The organism is Ruminococcus sp. AM42-11, assembly GCF_003480145.1.
GTDB classification, from domain to species: Bacteria; Bacillota; Clostridia; order Lachnospirales; family Lachnospiraceae; genus Blautia_A; species Blautia_A faecis.
Map to the genome: position 1 here is coordinate 17,589 of NZ_QUIO01000049.1, position 13,502 is coordinate 31,090.

The 13,502-nt window shown below is 33.7% G+C and carries 9 protein-coding genes; 2 read left to right on the forward strand and 7 right to left on the reverse strand.

Features of this window, described 5'->3' with window-relative positions:
- Nucleotides 1-28 precede the first annotated feature (28 nt).
- Complete coding sequence (locus tag DW904_RS19710) at nucleotides 29-2,473, reverse strand: hypothetical protein (RefSeq protein ID WP_118583824.1); 2,445 nt, start codon at nucleotides 2,471-2,473, stop codon at nucleotides 29-31.
- Complete coding sequence (locus tag DW904_RS19715; RefSeq protein WP_118583826.1) at nucleotides 2,473-3,420, reverse strand: phage tail domain-containing protein; 948 nt, start codon at nucleotides 3,418-3,420, stop codon at nucleotides 2,473-2,475. Before DW904_RS19715 ends, DW904_RS19710 begins: the two co-directional genes overlap by 1 nt.
- A 100-nt stretch (nucleotides 3,421-3,520) precedes the next feature.
- On the opposite strand from DW904_RS19715, the gene DW904_RS19720 reads away from it, so the two are divergent.
- Entirely contained in the window at nucleotides 3,521-4,063 is a 543-nt protein-coding gene (locus DW904_RS19720; RefSeq protein WP_202187783.1) for a hypothetical protein, read from the forward strand.
- Here DW904_RS19720 and DW904_RS19725 read toward each other — a convergent pair.
- The 4 genes from DW904_RS19725 to DW904_RS19740 form a co-directional block, all read right to left on the reverse strand.
- On the reverse strand, nucleotides 4,049-4,291 hold the full coding sequence (locus DW904_RS19725) for a hypothetical protein (RefSeq protein WP_118583830.1): 243 nt from the start codon (nucleotides 4,289-4,291) through the stop codon (nucleotides 4,049-4,051). The genes DW904_RS19720 and DW904_RS19725 overlap by 15 nt on opposite strands.
- Complete coding sequence (locus tag DW904_RS19730; RefSeq protein ID WP_118583832.1) at nucleotides 4,272-4,463, reverse strand: hypothetical protein; 192 nt, start codon at nucleotides 4,461-4,463, stop codon at nucleotides 4,272-4,274. The genes DW904_RS19725 and DW904_RS19730 overlap by 20 nt, the downstream gene beginning before the upstream one ends.
- Nucleotides 4,464-4,527: 64 nt before the next feature.
- Nucleotides 4,528-7,026 carry a hypothetical protein gene (locus tag DW904_RS19735; protein ID WP_118583834.1) on the reverse strand — a complete coding sequence of 833 codons (2,499 nt, stop codon included), beginning with the start codon at nucleotides 7,024-7,026 and terminating at the stop codon, nucleotides 4,528-4,530.
- The gene (locus tag DW904_RS19740; RefSeq protein WP_118583836.1) at nucleotides 6,957-12,671 is read right to left on the reverse strand and encodes a hypothetical protein; all 5,715 of its coding nucleotides are present in this window, start codon (nucleotides 12,669-12,671) and stop codon (nucleotides 6,957-6,959) included. Before DW904_RS19740 ends, DW904_RS19735 begins: the two co-directional genes overlap by 70 nt.
- Nucleotides 12,672-12,733: 62 nt before the next feature.
- On the opposite strand from DW904_RS19740, the gene DW904_RS19745 reads away from it, so the two are divergent.
- On the forward strand, nucleotides 12,734-13,261 hold the full coding sequence (locus tag DW904_RS19745; protein ID WP_118583838.1) for a hypothetical protein: 528 nt from the start codon (nucleotides 12,734-12,736) through the stop codon (nucleotides 13,259-13,261).
- Here the strand turns inward: DW904_RS19745 and DW904_RS23295 are convergent.
- A partial coding sequence (locus DW904_RS23295; protein ID WP_207664934.1) for a hypothetical protein occupies nucleotides 13,262-13,502 on the reverse strand: 241 nt, incomplete at its 5' end.

Here is a 13,502-nt window from a genome sequence, read left to right on the forward strand (position 1 = left end):
TTCTTTTCACCACGAATGATAAGTCTATCTACAGAAAGAGTACCTGCAGATATACGTGTCGCATTAATATCAAGTGCAAGAACGAGTTAGATGTGGTCGCATCAACATTAATTGTTTCAAAAAGACCACTGTTTGCCATCATATCTCTAGCATTAACCATTTTTGATATAACCTGTCCGAAAGCACCTGTATTAGCATTTATTGTATCAAACACACCGTTAGATACCGCATTTGAAAATCTGGTTGAACTCACCATTGCCTTAATAAGTGCATCTGAAACTTCAATTCCGGATGTATCTAATTTGCTTTTTACAGATTCTGTAATTTGGTCTTTAGCTGTGCTTACTGTATTATCAAGTAAAACAGCAAAGTCATCACGACCACCGTTATAACTAATCATGTTTGTGAATTCAATTTGAAAATTATTTTCAATAACGCATGGATTAAAAGTGAGAGATGAGATACGAAGTTTTAAAAAATACTGATCATCTTTATCGAATGAGAGATGGATAAAATTACCTATATCAAAATTTCCTTGCCATTCTTTAAATCCAGGAATAGCAAAAATGTTATCCATTGTAAGAGTGAATGATAATTGTGGCTGACACACCTTAGAAAGCTCTGTTGTTGCATCTTGGAATAATTCGTATTGAGTATTGATTATCTCTGCAGCAGTGTTTGTAGAAATGGTGATAATATTATCATTTACATAATCTGTCTCATTGTACAGTTTATTTAATGTTTCAAGATCTTCCTTTGTAAATATGCCGCATTTTTCTTTATTGTTAATTGTTGCAACTTCGGACATATTTTTTGAAAAACCATTCATTAAATTCTGAATATCATCATATTCGCCTTGTCTTTGCTTAATGGCACCAGAGCATCCACCTTTTTCTGGTTCCGCATATAAGTTCCCATTTTCATCTTTTCCGTATTCGTATTCCCAATACTTCAAATACTTATTATGAGAAATATTATAATTGGACTCTGTTAAGTGACCTTTTTCATCTTCACTTAAATCTTTCCATGCCTTTTTATAAGCTTTTAAAGCATCAATATTATTCAGATATGTTTTCTCTTTTGTTTTTAACTCTTGAAGACCAAACAGATCCCAATTTGTATTCCATTCTTCAATCAAATCATCTACTTCATTGGACTTTTTATCATCCTGTGTAGGATCTGTATTATTTTTATATTCAATGGTTTTGTCGATAATTTCAAGAATACCCTGATATGCAATATAATCTTGCTCCGCACCTTTATTAAGCCACTTCTGGTTTTTTTCATCCCAGTAGCCAAGATTCACATCTTTCAGTGCATCCATATATGTAGTATACTTCTTTTTAATAGTTCCAAGGTCTTTTACGGTAAATTGTTTCCAATTATTATTCAACCCATCATTCGGAACTCTAAGATTGATTTCATCACGCTTTTCCATATATAAGCTGTACTGACGATTGTAATACATGTATTTTTTACGTGCTTCGTCAAGCTTAGATAACCATTGATTATATCTGTCAATTAACCCTTGACTTACATGTTTTGTACTAAGATAATAAGAAAGATTCTCAATAGTAGAAGAACCAAAATTGACTGCATCAATTGTAAGGTCATCTCCACCACGTACTTCAAATCTTGTCATAATATTATCTTCTTGAGCTGGTGCATAATTCAACGTCTGAATCAAATTACGATAAGAGATAAATACATTTGAATCCTTACCGTAATCTTTTACGCTATATACATTAATTGTCCTGGTCATAATATTAAAATCGAAAATACATTCGAATTTCTTTGATACATCCTGCGTTAGAAATGCATATACATTTTTTGAGTCTATATCAAATGACCGCTTAGAATCAACCATTTGTGAAGTAGTAGTAACAGTTCCATCATCGTTTACTTTAGTCTCTATAACCGTTGTTTCTCTTATTGTCTGATCAACCCAACCAATTTTCCATCCAAAAACCTTTTCAATTGCAATATCAAGCAATGAAAAATCTTTGTACAGTTCATCATATAAAATAATGTTTTTAACTGCTACTTTAACACCTTCATCGGTTTCTTTTACATTGCCATTAATCAAATATTCACGGCTGTCTGTCTCTCCGGTATTAATCTTAAAGTTTTTTAGGGTTTTTAATGCAAGTTCGCATTCGCATGATTGTGCAGATACTGATTTATATTCATCAAATCCATCATTTGAAACTTCCGGATAGGACATACGAAAATATCCAATTCCATCAACAAATATGTACATTGCCTCGTCAAGCATGTCATATCCATTAGATTCTTCGCCGTTCACATATCTATGCACATCAAACTGGATAGTATCAAAATTATTAAGCTGTTTCGTATAACTGACAGATTGAAGATCAATTCCATTCAATTCACAGATTATTGTATTATCTGTTTTGCATAAATAAAAACGAGCCGGTTCAGCAAGCCCAAAATAGTCGTAATTAAAATTCATTAATAGGCACCTACCTTTCTTGGGCATCTGAATGTCATTTTAATACTGCATCCACCTGTTATTTTAAATTTGTTTACACCAGGAACTAACCTAACCCAATATAATTCCAAACTACCATTATCTAAATTTGTAAGGTTGTCAGATGTAAACCCAAGATCGGATAATTGAACCGGAATATTCTTTTTCTTTGTATTACTGTAATAATAAATTTTATGATTTTTTGAATCTATATAAAGTGGATTTGTGTAATCAATTGCATTTGGAATTGTAAGAGTAAGACTATGACTTAATAAATCATTAGTAGAAATTTCGGAATAATTATCAATTGTAATTTGCGTACCTGCATAAGAATAAATTGCTATTAACGGATATGTAAAATCACCAATCTCATCTGTATCATTGTTCACTTCAAATAATTCTGCGTTTTGAATTGTTACCTCAACATTTTTATTGTTTACAGATACATTTTTATCATTTACTGCAAGTAAACAATTCTCTAAGTTGTTATAAGCAAACTCACGTTCGTTACTCCATCCATATGGAGAATCTGCAGTAAATGTATACGTAAGCATTAAAATACCACTACCATAAACGTTAGTTACATCTGTAAATACTCCATAATAATTAATAGGGTCAAAAGCTTCATCTTCAAAAAATAGAAGAGTAGGTGTACGTGGTCCTGTTAACCAGGCGTTTATATCTCTAACTTCTTCTCTTGAAAAAGCACGATTTTCAGGTTTGGTAATTGTTACTTCAAATGTAAGTACATCTGAATATTTTGTATTATACCAATTTGATACAGGTCGTCTGCTTGTAATTTCACCTTTTAAAATTTCTCTTGTTAATCCCATTGGAATTGATTCTGGCTGTTCAGAGGCACAAATAATAACTCCAAAATCATCGGAAGATTTTCCGTTATATGTAAAAGAAGAGCCAAATATAGCCATATTAATCACCTACTTTCTATTCAGACTATTATTGACAAAAATTATTACTTGAATCATAATGGATTTTATATATAGATTTGTTTGAAGGATGGGAGAGAAGATGAGTCTAGTAATTGCTGCAATCTCAAAAGATAATGATATTATTGTATGCGCTGATTCCAGAATTGTGGATAAAAATGGTAATATAGTTACCGAAAACGAGAATAAAATTTACCAGATTAGTGATAGAGTTGTTATTGGTTATGCTGGCAGTAAAAATGATTTTGATTGCCTTAAGGTATACTTAGAAATTAAATCAATACTATTAGATATAAATGATGTAGAATGTATATACGAAGAAGTGAAAAGTTATGAAGAAAATCATGCATCAAATGATGGAATTCATTTACTTATTGCAGGATTTAATAAGTGTGAAATACCACAAATATATCTTGTAGGTACTGAAAAACATGAATGTGGTATCAGTAGACTATTATCTACAGACTATATGGCGATTGGTGATTATGGTTTTGATCTTTCTCTAAATACTCAAAAAGAGCTGACTGAAATCATATGTGATATGAAAATAATAATAAGTAATAGAGCAGAAGTGAATAATGGTATAAATACAAATATTAATACAGTTATTTTAAAGTCCAAATAATCCACCTGGATGACCGCAAAAGTGATATTTGCCTTTTATAAAAAGCCAATCAAAATATTCTTTTACATCCTGTGGAGAAAGTGATACTTTACTATAAAAACTACTTATTTCTTTGCCATTATGGTATTCTATAATTTTATAATTACCTATTATAAATGTATGATCAAAAATTTTAACATGCATAATTAGTCCTTTTATTACATAAAAATTAACATATTGTTCCACCATGTGCTGTTCCAATAAATTTATCATTAATAAATAACCATTCAATAAAATTATTTACATCAGTTGGATTTATTCCATTGCAGCATGACATACCACCAACATATTTTTCGTTTTCATATAAACGTATAGATGTATTATTTATTTTTAGCTTAAAATTAAAAAAACTTACTTCCATAATTATTACCTCTGTTCAAAATTAATAAAAGAGAGCATAGCTGTGACACTATGCCCTCCTGTGTTTATCTAAGACTCTTAAAATCTCTTACACGCTTCTTTTCGTATGCATCGATCTTCTTAACGACAATATCACCTACTGCATTTGCATCAGTAGCTTCATTTACAACAATATTGTAAACTGTACTATGCTCATAAGATTGATTATTTGTGTTGGTAATCGCATTCATAAGTTCCTTATACATCTCGCCAAATTGTGGTTGACTACTCTGTGTAGCGATACCTGCATTATCAATAAGCCTCTTAGTAAAGTCTGCCGTAAATACTTTGTCGCCCTGGTTTAAGAATGTGAGAGTACCATACTTTTTAGATAATACTGATTCCATTCCATTTTCATTAACTCTGTACATACCAGATTTTGGAACATAATCAGTTCCGGAAGCATAACCGGTAAGTCCTGATAATGTAGAACTAACCTGTTCGTCTGTTAATCCAACATTTTTCAGAATAGTAGAAAGATTATTGAGAACCTGCGCATTACTAAGAGCAGAATTTGAAACTGCTTCATTAATAGCTTTACTCATTTTCTCTACATTAGAGCTTATGTCGTTAGACCATTTGTCAAAATCATCACTCATATCTGAGGATAATTTATCAAGCGCATCACTTTGCATACTGAAAGCATGATCTGTCATAGTATCAGAAAGATCTTCTCTTGCATCTGATAATTGTTCCTGGATCTTTGCCAAACGTGCTTTATCTTCAGCATTTGTTGAACCCTGGAGAGCTGCCGCTTGACGTTCAAGGATCTGAATGTCTTTGGTCTTATCTTTTAAAGTTTTATCATAATCATAGTATTTTTCCTTTTCAGAAAGTGCTTCCTTACGCTTAGATATTACCTTGTTGAGAACATCCAATTCGGCTTGAGCCTGATTTTTGATAAGAGAGAGCATATCATTCTGGAGAGAACTATTTGATGAAATTAAAGAATTATATTTAGACTGAATATCTTTTATATATTCATCATAAGTCTTTTCGCCAAACTCAGAAGACATATCTTCACCATTAGCGTAGCGTTTTTTCACATCATTTTCTTTTTCAAGAAGCTTTCTCATTTCTTCTTGATTTGCAGAAAACTGATTTCTATTCAACATTACAGAAGTAGCTCCCCATTCTGTAAGAAGTCCAGTATTTTTATCAATTTTCATATCATCAGAGATAATTCCGTTCAGTGTATCAATACGGTCCTTGAACTGATCAATTTTCTCTATTGCACGATCAAACTGTTCTTCATAATAAACACCAATTTGTTGCTGTTTCAGATTTTCAATACTTGTGTCGTAATCGGTTACAGCTTTTTTTGCTTCTACAATCTCGGATTTCATATTAATCCATTCCTGAGATCCTTCTACAATTGTGCCATTATCAACACCTTCTTGAAATCTTTTCTCAAGCTCATCAACTTTGTTCTGTGCGATATTTTTCAGACTTTCAGTATTTGAGATCTTGATCTCATAATCAGAAGAACGCTCATAATTTCCATGAGCATTGTATAAATCAATGTTTGCTTCTTCCATTGCATTATACTTTTCCTGATATCCTAACAATCCTTCATAATACGTCTTCGCATTATCAAATTTACTTTGAATTGCTTCAACTGTAGCTTTAGCTGCTTCTGTCTGTGATTCCGCTGCATTAGCTGCCGCTGTTGATTCTGCATCTGTGACAATATTTAATTTCTGTTCTGTTTCGGCTGCAGTAGTAACATATTTATTATATGCTGTAAGAGCCTTTTTAAGAGACTTGTCTTTTATCTTATCGACATTTATTTCTTTACCTGCTGCTAATTTCTTTTTCTGATTATCACTCAGCTTACTACCAAACTTTTTCTTAATAGCCTTAGCTTTTTTACTAACCTTATCGTCTGCTTGTTTCTTGGCTTTCTCCTGGGCGTTAAGATTTTTCTTAGTTTCCTCCCAAGCCTTGTTGTTAATATTTGCAGCTTGCTTTGTCTGTGTCACATTCTGATCAGTTAAGGAATCCATATAGGAAAGTTCGTTTCCTTCTTGATATCCGACGATTGCTGCTTCGGCATCTGTCTTAAGAGATGAAGAATTCTTATTTGCAGTGTTAAATTTAGTTTGAGCCGTTTTCTTTTTAGAATCTGCTTTCTTTTTATTTTTAACTGCAGAATTATACTCTTCGGCACGTTTCTTCGTAGTCTTGTTAGTAATCTTACTGGTATCAATAGTCTTTCCGGATTTAATAGCTTTTTTCTGCTCATTCGTAAGACCTTTTGATTTAAGAAGTGCTTTTTTCTTTCTATTTACAGCTGTAGTTGCCTTATCTGCTTTCGCAGTTGCTGTGTCAAGATTTGATTGTGCTTTTTCTGTAACTACCTGTGCTGATTCGTAACTTGCAGTAGCAGCGTCTGCTATAGCTTTTTGTGTTGATCCACCTGTTTGAACAGCAGATAACCTTGACTGAGTTGCATTCAATCCATTAAAACCATTTTGTAATCGTTCCAATGCCTGTTCAGCTGTTTCAGTTGGCATATTAGCCATTGCTCAAACAATTCCATTTGCTCTTTCTTCAGATCAACAACAGCCTGTTTACAATCCTGTGCCTTGTCGTAATATGTTTTATACTGATCAATAGCCTCTGCCAGAGCCTTACCTTCATCAGTGCTAGTGTCCATGTCTTCAATACGATAAGCACCTTTTTGTACAAGTTTCTGATATTTTTTGGGTACATTGGTTTTAATCTCTTCGCCATCACTATTATAATAAGTGTACTCGTTTGCTATAGAGTTAGCCTTTTTCATATAGGTTTTTGCACCTTTCTGATTAGACCCAATCTCATAGTTCATCTTACGAATTTGCTGTTTGAGCAAAGATGTTTTAAGTGACTTCTTAATATAATCAGTGATTTTATCAGCGATTTTCTGAACCTGATCAGACCAATGCTTAATACGGATTTCTACCCAGTCATATACCTTAGTAGATTTCTTTACCTTTTCGGTATTGTCATTTACGGTGTCTGTATTTTTCTTAACAGAAGTTGTATTTTTATCGGTAGTTGTGGAATTGGAGGAAGATGAGGTTGACTGATTGCCAACTTGAGTACGATTTTTATCCCAGTTTAAATAAACACCAGAATTACCTCCTGCATAAGCACCAATAGTACCATTTGCATAAGCTCTAGCATGTCCACCTCCAGATGTAACATGTCCTGAATTGATAAGCTCGGATGTCTGCTTTTTATTGAAGATTAAGTCGCCTTTTTTTAGATTTTCAAAATGTGCACCACCAGGAATAATCATCCATTTACCATCACGCACAATTGATTCAGCGCCAATGCCTTCTTCGTTAACTAAAGCAGTTTCATCATGTGAAAGTGTTACATTTCCGCTTGCATGAGCAGGAGTATAATTGATAACATTATAAGCAGTTCCATCGGCATGAGCGACACGAATCATAGTTCCTGTAGACTTACCTGTTCCACCACTAACATGCGTAGAAACATTTGCGGAAATATTGATAGTATGAGGCTTTGACAATTCAGAATTAATAGCACTTGCCATACCAGATGTGTCAGCATTAACCTTAATAATTCCAGTCATGTTGTTGATCATCTGAGTAGCAGAAGTACCTTTATTGATAGCAGGATCATTGTTGCCATCAATTTTCATTTGAGGTTTCTGACTTTCTGCATAGTTCTTAGCTTCATCTATCTTTTCTTTTGCTTCTTCATTGTTTGCTGTAACATCAATAGAAGCGTTCTCACCGTCACCTAATAACTGATTAAACTGTGTCTCATCCAGTTTAACAGTCATATCAATCTGAGCATCTTGATTGTCTTTAATATATTGTAGCTCATCCCTAGCTGTTGATAATTGGTCAGCATTATTAACATCAAGGTCAAGTGTTGTGGCAAGTGTTTGATCATCCATTGCAAGAAGCTCGTCTACATCACCATCTTTTTCAACTTTTTCCTGTACTGTAAGCGTAACAACCTGGTTATCAACAGAATCTTTTACTCCCTGTAAAGATACTCTCTGAGAATCAGAAAGAGATGTATTGTTATTTAACTCTTCCTGAATTTCTTGACTCTTTTTTTGAAGTTCTTCTTTACTAGAAGTAGAAATATCAAAATTTAAATCAACAGTAATATTACTATCCTGTAACTCATCTTTTGCATTATCAATCTGATCCTGAACTGTAGTTAAGTCAACTTTAGGAGTTGCTTTGATCAGCCCCATATCAGAAAGAACAGCTGCTAACTGTACCGCTTGATCTTTTGTAAGACCAAATGTGCTAGAAAGGTTGTCAAGTGCTTGTTCAGCATCCTCAAAACCGGCATCATACTGTCCATCGGATAAATTTATTCCACTGAGCTGAGATTCAGAATATTGGCTTAATACTTTAAGATTTTCCTCAAGAGAAGATGTTTGTTCATCTGTCGCATTCTGAATCTTCTTGATGACTGTCTCATAATCACCAAATTTAGTTGGATTTGTGAATTCTCTTGCTAACGGATTTTCAATAGTCCCTTGCTGAGTTTGACCTTGTGGCTGTTCTTTAAGAATATATCCGTTTTCTTTTAAATATTGATCACGAGTTTTTTCAAGAATTTTGACTAATTCATCATTTCCTTCTGCAGCTGCCTGATTAATTTCATCCTGCATCTGAGTGATAACTGATTTAGCCTGTTCGAGATTCTTTGCTTCATAATAAGTTGCTTTATCCGGAAGCTCTTCAATTCCAGTTTTTGTATTTTCTACTCTCGCATAAAGTTCATCTAAATCTTTATTGAGAGAATCAATAGCAGACTGATCTCCAGCTAAATCCGGATCTGCTTTAATTTCTGCAAGTTTTTGTTTCTTTTCTGCAATCTGCTGATAGAGATCAGATAAATGCTGTTGCCCATCCTCTTCCGTAGTGAAGAAGTCAGTAGTAGCACCATAATCTTCGAGACGACCAAACATCATCATAAATGGTTCAAAGCCCATATTAAGTCTCTGTGCAGCGTCTCGCATTTCATCAAGGTTATTTCCTAATGTACTGGTCCAATGACCACTTTCATTAGAAGCAAGGTCAAGCTTCTGTAGATCTTCTAGGAAATTTTCAACACCAGTAGATGTATCCTGGAAGTATCTTTCAAACATTGCCTGATTCTCACCAAAGTTTACTGCATCAGATACACCTGTAGGAGAAATAATAGAAGCAAAAGACTTAAAGTCATCTGTACCAACTTCACCTTTTTCCCATGCCTCTTTTGCAGTTTTATACTGAGAGAGAAGTTCGTTGTAAAGATCACCCTCGTTTGAAGATTCAAGAGCCTCTTTAAGTTCTGCATACTGAGGTGTAGGGATTTTAAGACCTGCGATTTTTTGATAAGCACCCTCGATATCATGGGCACCATCTAAAACAGCTTCAACATAAGATTGTAATGCACTTGCATCTGCATACTGTCCGGCATCCTGAAGAGCTTTAATAGCATCTGTAAACTGGTTAGTTACATCACTGTCCATAGAATCCATCAGATCATCAATAGCAGAAGAGAGGTCTTCTGTATTTCCTGCATATTTTGCAAGATCTGGGAATTTATCCAGGAATGTCTTTCTTGTAGAACCAGTCATAAGACCGTTCTTTAGATCTTTTTGAGCTTGATAGAGTGACTGATATTTATCCTGATAATCTGTGAGCTGGGATTGGATTGTTTCATTATTAATAAAATCTGCTGTAGTTGGAAGAAAATTCTGAATTTCTTTTCCCCAATCGAATCCAGTAGAAGTGATATTTCCAATATTCTGTTCGACCGCTTTAAGCATTGCTTGGGCGCCTGTGTCAGATGTCATATAGCTTGAATAAGAATTGATAAATCCTTTTGCCATATTTTCTGCAACTGTCTGTGGCGCAGAGCTATAAGCATTTTTGAACAGTTTTTCTATTTCCTGCTTCGCTGTAGCAGCATCAATATCAGACAAATCAGCTTCTTTCAGAATGCTTCCTTTAAGAGCTTTAGCATATTCCATCTCTTCTTTAGAAGCACCAACCATCGCATCATCTATTTTTTTTATACTATCTGTTACTTTAGATACTTTGAGGTTTGAAATAGATTTCTGTAAATCGTCTGTACCAGAAGCTAGTTGTGGAAACTGTTGAATAAGGTCAGTGAGATCTGAATCTTTAAACTCGCCTGTTTTAAGCTTTGTAAGAGTATCTGATAAAGAAGAAATATCTGACTGCAAAGAATCAATAGAAGATGAGATTTCATTATCAGAATCGCCAAGAATTGATGAGAGAGTAGGACCATCTGTGGATTCTGCTACCGTTTTCTTATATCTTTCAATGGCAGAAACTAATCCATCTGTGCCTTTCTCAATATCAACTGAACCATTATCAATTAACTGTGCAGCAATTGACAGATCGCCTGTCTGCATCTGGTCAATAAAATCACTGGCATTTGGAAAATCTGCATATGCTTCTTTAAGACGTTCTGCGTTATCTTCCATGTCCTCAATAGATGAATCAATACCATAAGCATTCTTGAACCGCTCCTGGAGTTCTTTCTTTTCCTCTGTGTCATTTCCAAAAGCATCTTTAAATGCTTCATCAACTTGCGACCTGTATTCATCAATAGTTAATTTAGAAGGATCAATTTGTAGTGCTTTTGCAAGACTTTCTTGTACATCCGTACTAAACTGAGACATTGGCCCAAGAAATTCACCATACAGAAAATCAAGTACCTGTCCTTTATATTCACCATCAGGATCATTTAATGCAGTTAAATCAAGATTTGAAATATTAGCCAGAAATGCACTCTGAAGACTATCATCAAGCTCATTAAATGATTTTGATGTCTGAAGATAATTTCCAAGTGATTGAGCCATGCTACGCCATTGATCTTCAATCATTAAGTCATAGGAATTAATTTCGCTCTGAAGTTGACTTCTCTGAGATTCCAATGTTAAATAATAGGATTCCATACCAGCTGTAATCTGTTCATTCATCCTATCTATTTCTTGTTTTGACTTGTCAGCAAGACCTTCAGCATAGAAATTCCAGATGCTTCCGTCATCACCAGTATTCTCTTTGTATAATCCGTTCTCTTTTAGAACATCAGTAATAACATTTTCTTTATCGCCATACAAATTCTGAACTTCAAAATTGTTACTTCCATATGTTAAAATACTACGTTTGTTCTCAGAAATATCAATATCTAGTTGAGCTAGTTCATCACGTTTTTTCTGAATATCTTCCGCATATTGACTTGTCTGTGTAACAACACCATCATATGTTGCTTGTAGATTTTTCCCCATATCAACATTTGCAGAAGAAACTTGTGCCTCATATAAGTTACGAATACTATCAGCAGCCTTATCTGCATTGGAAGCAAGGTTTAATACAGCATTTCCCTGACTATCGTAACCTGCTACCAGACCAGGAAACTGAGAGGCAAGCTTACTACTGAGATCAATATATTGCTGATACTCGTCTGTAGATAATGATACATTCTCGTTTGTATTCTGATTTACTCCCTTACGAAGCTCTACATATTTTTCGGCAACTTGATCGATTGCATCACCGGTATTTTTTATTTGTTCTGTCTGATCACCGAATGAAGATCCAAGGTCCATGATGGACTGCTTACCTTCTTCGAAGCTTTTGAATGTGCTGTCAATAGAATCCTTTGCTTCCTGTCCAGCTTTGATGATATTTTCGCTACGATGTCTATAATCATCTATGGCTTCAAATACTTTGCCAATAGCCCAGGATGCAGCCATAGCTATTGCCATATTGCCAAGAGTTCCAACAAATGTCTTTGCGACATTACCTGCGGTTTTTAAAGCAGCGCCAAATTTTGTTGTACCTTGTATAACTGTTTGCTGAGATTGAGCAAAATTGGCTAAATTTTGAGATCCTAATTCTGTATTAGAATTATATTCAATTAATTTATTATTGCCTTCATCTAACTCATTAGCCCATGTTGAAGCCAGATTTTTATATTCATCACTTGATAAATCAGCTTCTTTTGGAATATCGTTAATTAATCTTTTAAAATATTCTTGCTCATTATTGGTTGGATTATAATTTTTAACAACATCTTGCTTCTTTGTAAAAAAGTCTTTAATACTTTCCCAAAATTCAGATAAATTCTTTCCATTATTAAATGTACCCTCAGTTTTATCGTAGTTAAAAATCAAATTGAAATAATCTATTTATAATGTTATACTTGCAATATAAAATTATAAATTGGAGGGTGATTATGAAGATTTATTGCTGTCGTAATTGTATGGAGAAAAACAGAAGCAAGATTAAAAGCGACAAAGATTATTTTAACTCATTACTTAAATATAAAACCTTTGAAGCAGAAAAAGAATATTTTGTAGGATTTGGACTAGAAAACAAAGTTAAAGACGGTAAATGTATATTTTGCAACTCTCCAGTAGAACTTTTAAATATTGAGGATGGTGAATTGGCAAAAATATCACACTTTGGATCTCCAAATCCAGATTATGTTCTTGCTATGAATAAACTTAAAGGCGATGATATTATTTCATTTACTTCAAAATATAATGAATTAATTGAGATTCAAAATCAAAGAAAAGCAATGAATTTAGCGCAACAACAGTCCGAGCAACAAAATATAAACCAAGTACGTTGTCCTAAATGTGGATCTACCCAGATCACCACAGGACAGAGAGGATACAGTTTATTCTCTGGCTTTTTAGGTAGCAGCAAGACCGTTAATCGTTGTGCGGCTTGTGGACATACTTGGAAGCCTGGAAGGTGACTATAAATAGTTCTTTCGATCATCAAGAATATCAAACAGTTCTTGAATGTTTTTTTCAAATTCTATAAAGCTTAGATACTTTTGATGATTGAATATTCTATAGTATGCTTTTTGGATTTTAAATTTTATATTGCGAATTGCCATTTTTGCATCCAAATAAAAACATTTACGGATTTTAAATTTTATATTGCGAATTGCCATTTTTGCATCCAAATAAAAACATTTACTCTTAATTTTAGAA

What these genes read in the sequence shown, in the direction of transcription:
- DW904_RS19735 (WP_118583834.1), bottom strand. Translation starts at nt 7,026, where the DNA reads ATGGCTAATATGCCAACTGAAACAGCTGAACAGGCATTGGAACGATTA.
- DW904_RS19745 (WP_118583838.1), top strand. Translation starts at nt 12,734, where the DNA reads ATGAAGATTTATTGCTGTCGTAATTGTATGGAGAAAAACAGAAGCAAG.
- DW904_RS19725 (WP_118583830.1), bottom strand. Translation starts at nt 4,291, where the DNA reads ATGGTGGAACAATATGTTAATTTTTATGTAATAAAAGGACTAATTATG.
- DW904_RS19720 (WP_202187783.1), top strand. Translation starts at nt 3,521, where the DNA reads ATGAGTCTAGTAATTGCTGCAATCTCAAAAGATAATGATATTATTGTA.
- DW904_RS19710 (WP_118583824.1), bottom strand. Translation starts at nt 2,473, where the DNA reads ATGAATTTTAATTACGACTATTTTGGGCTTGCTGAACCGGCTCGTTTT.
- DW904_RS19730 (WP_118583832.1), bottom strand. Translation starts at nt 4,463, where the DNA reads ATGGAAGTAAGTTTTTTTAATTTTAAGCTAAAAATAAATAATACATCT.
- DW904_RS19715 (WP_118583826.1), bottom strand. Translation starts at nt 3,420, where the DNA reads ATGGCTATATTTGGCTCTTCTTTTACATATAACGGAAAATCTTCCGAT.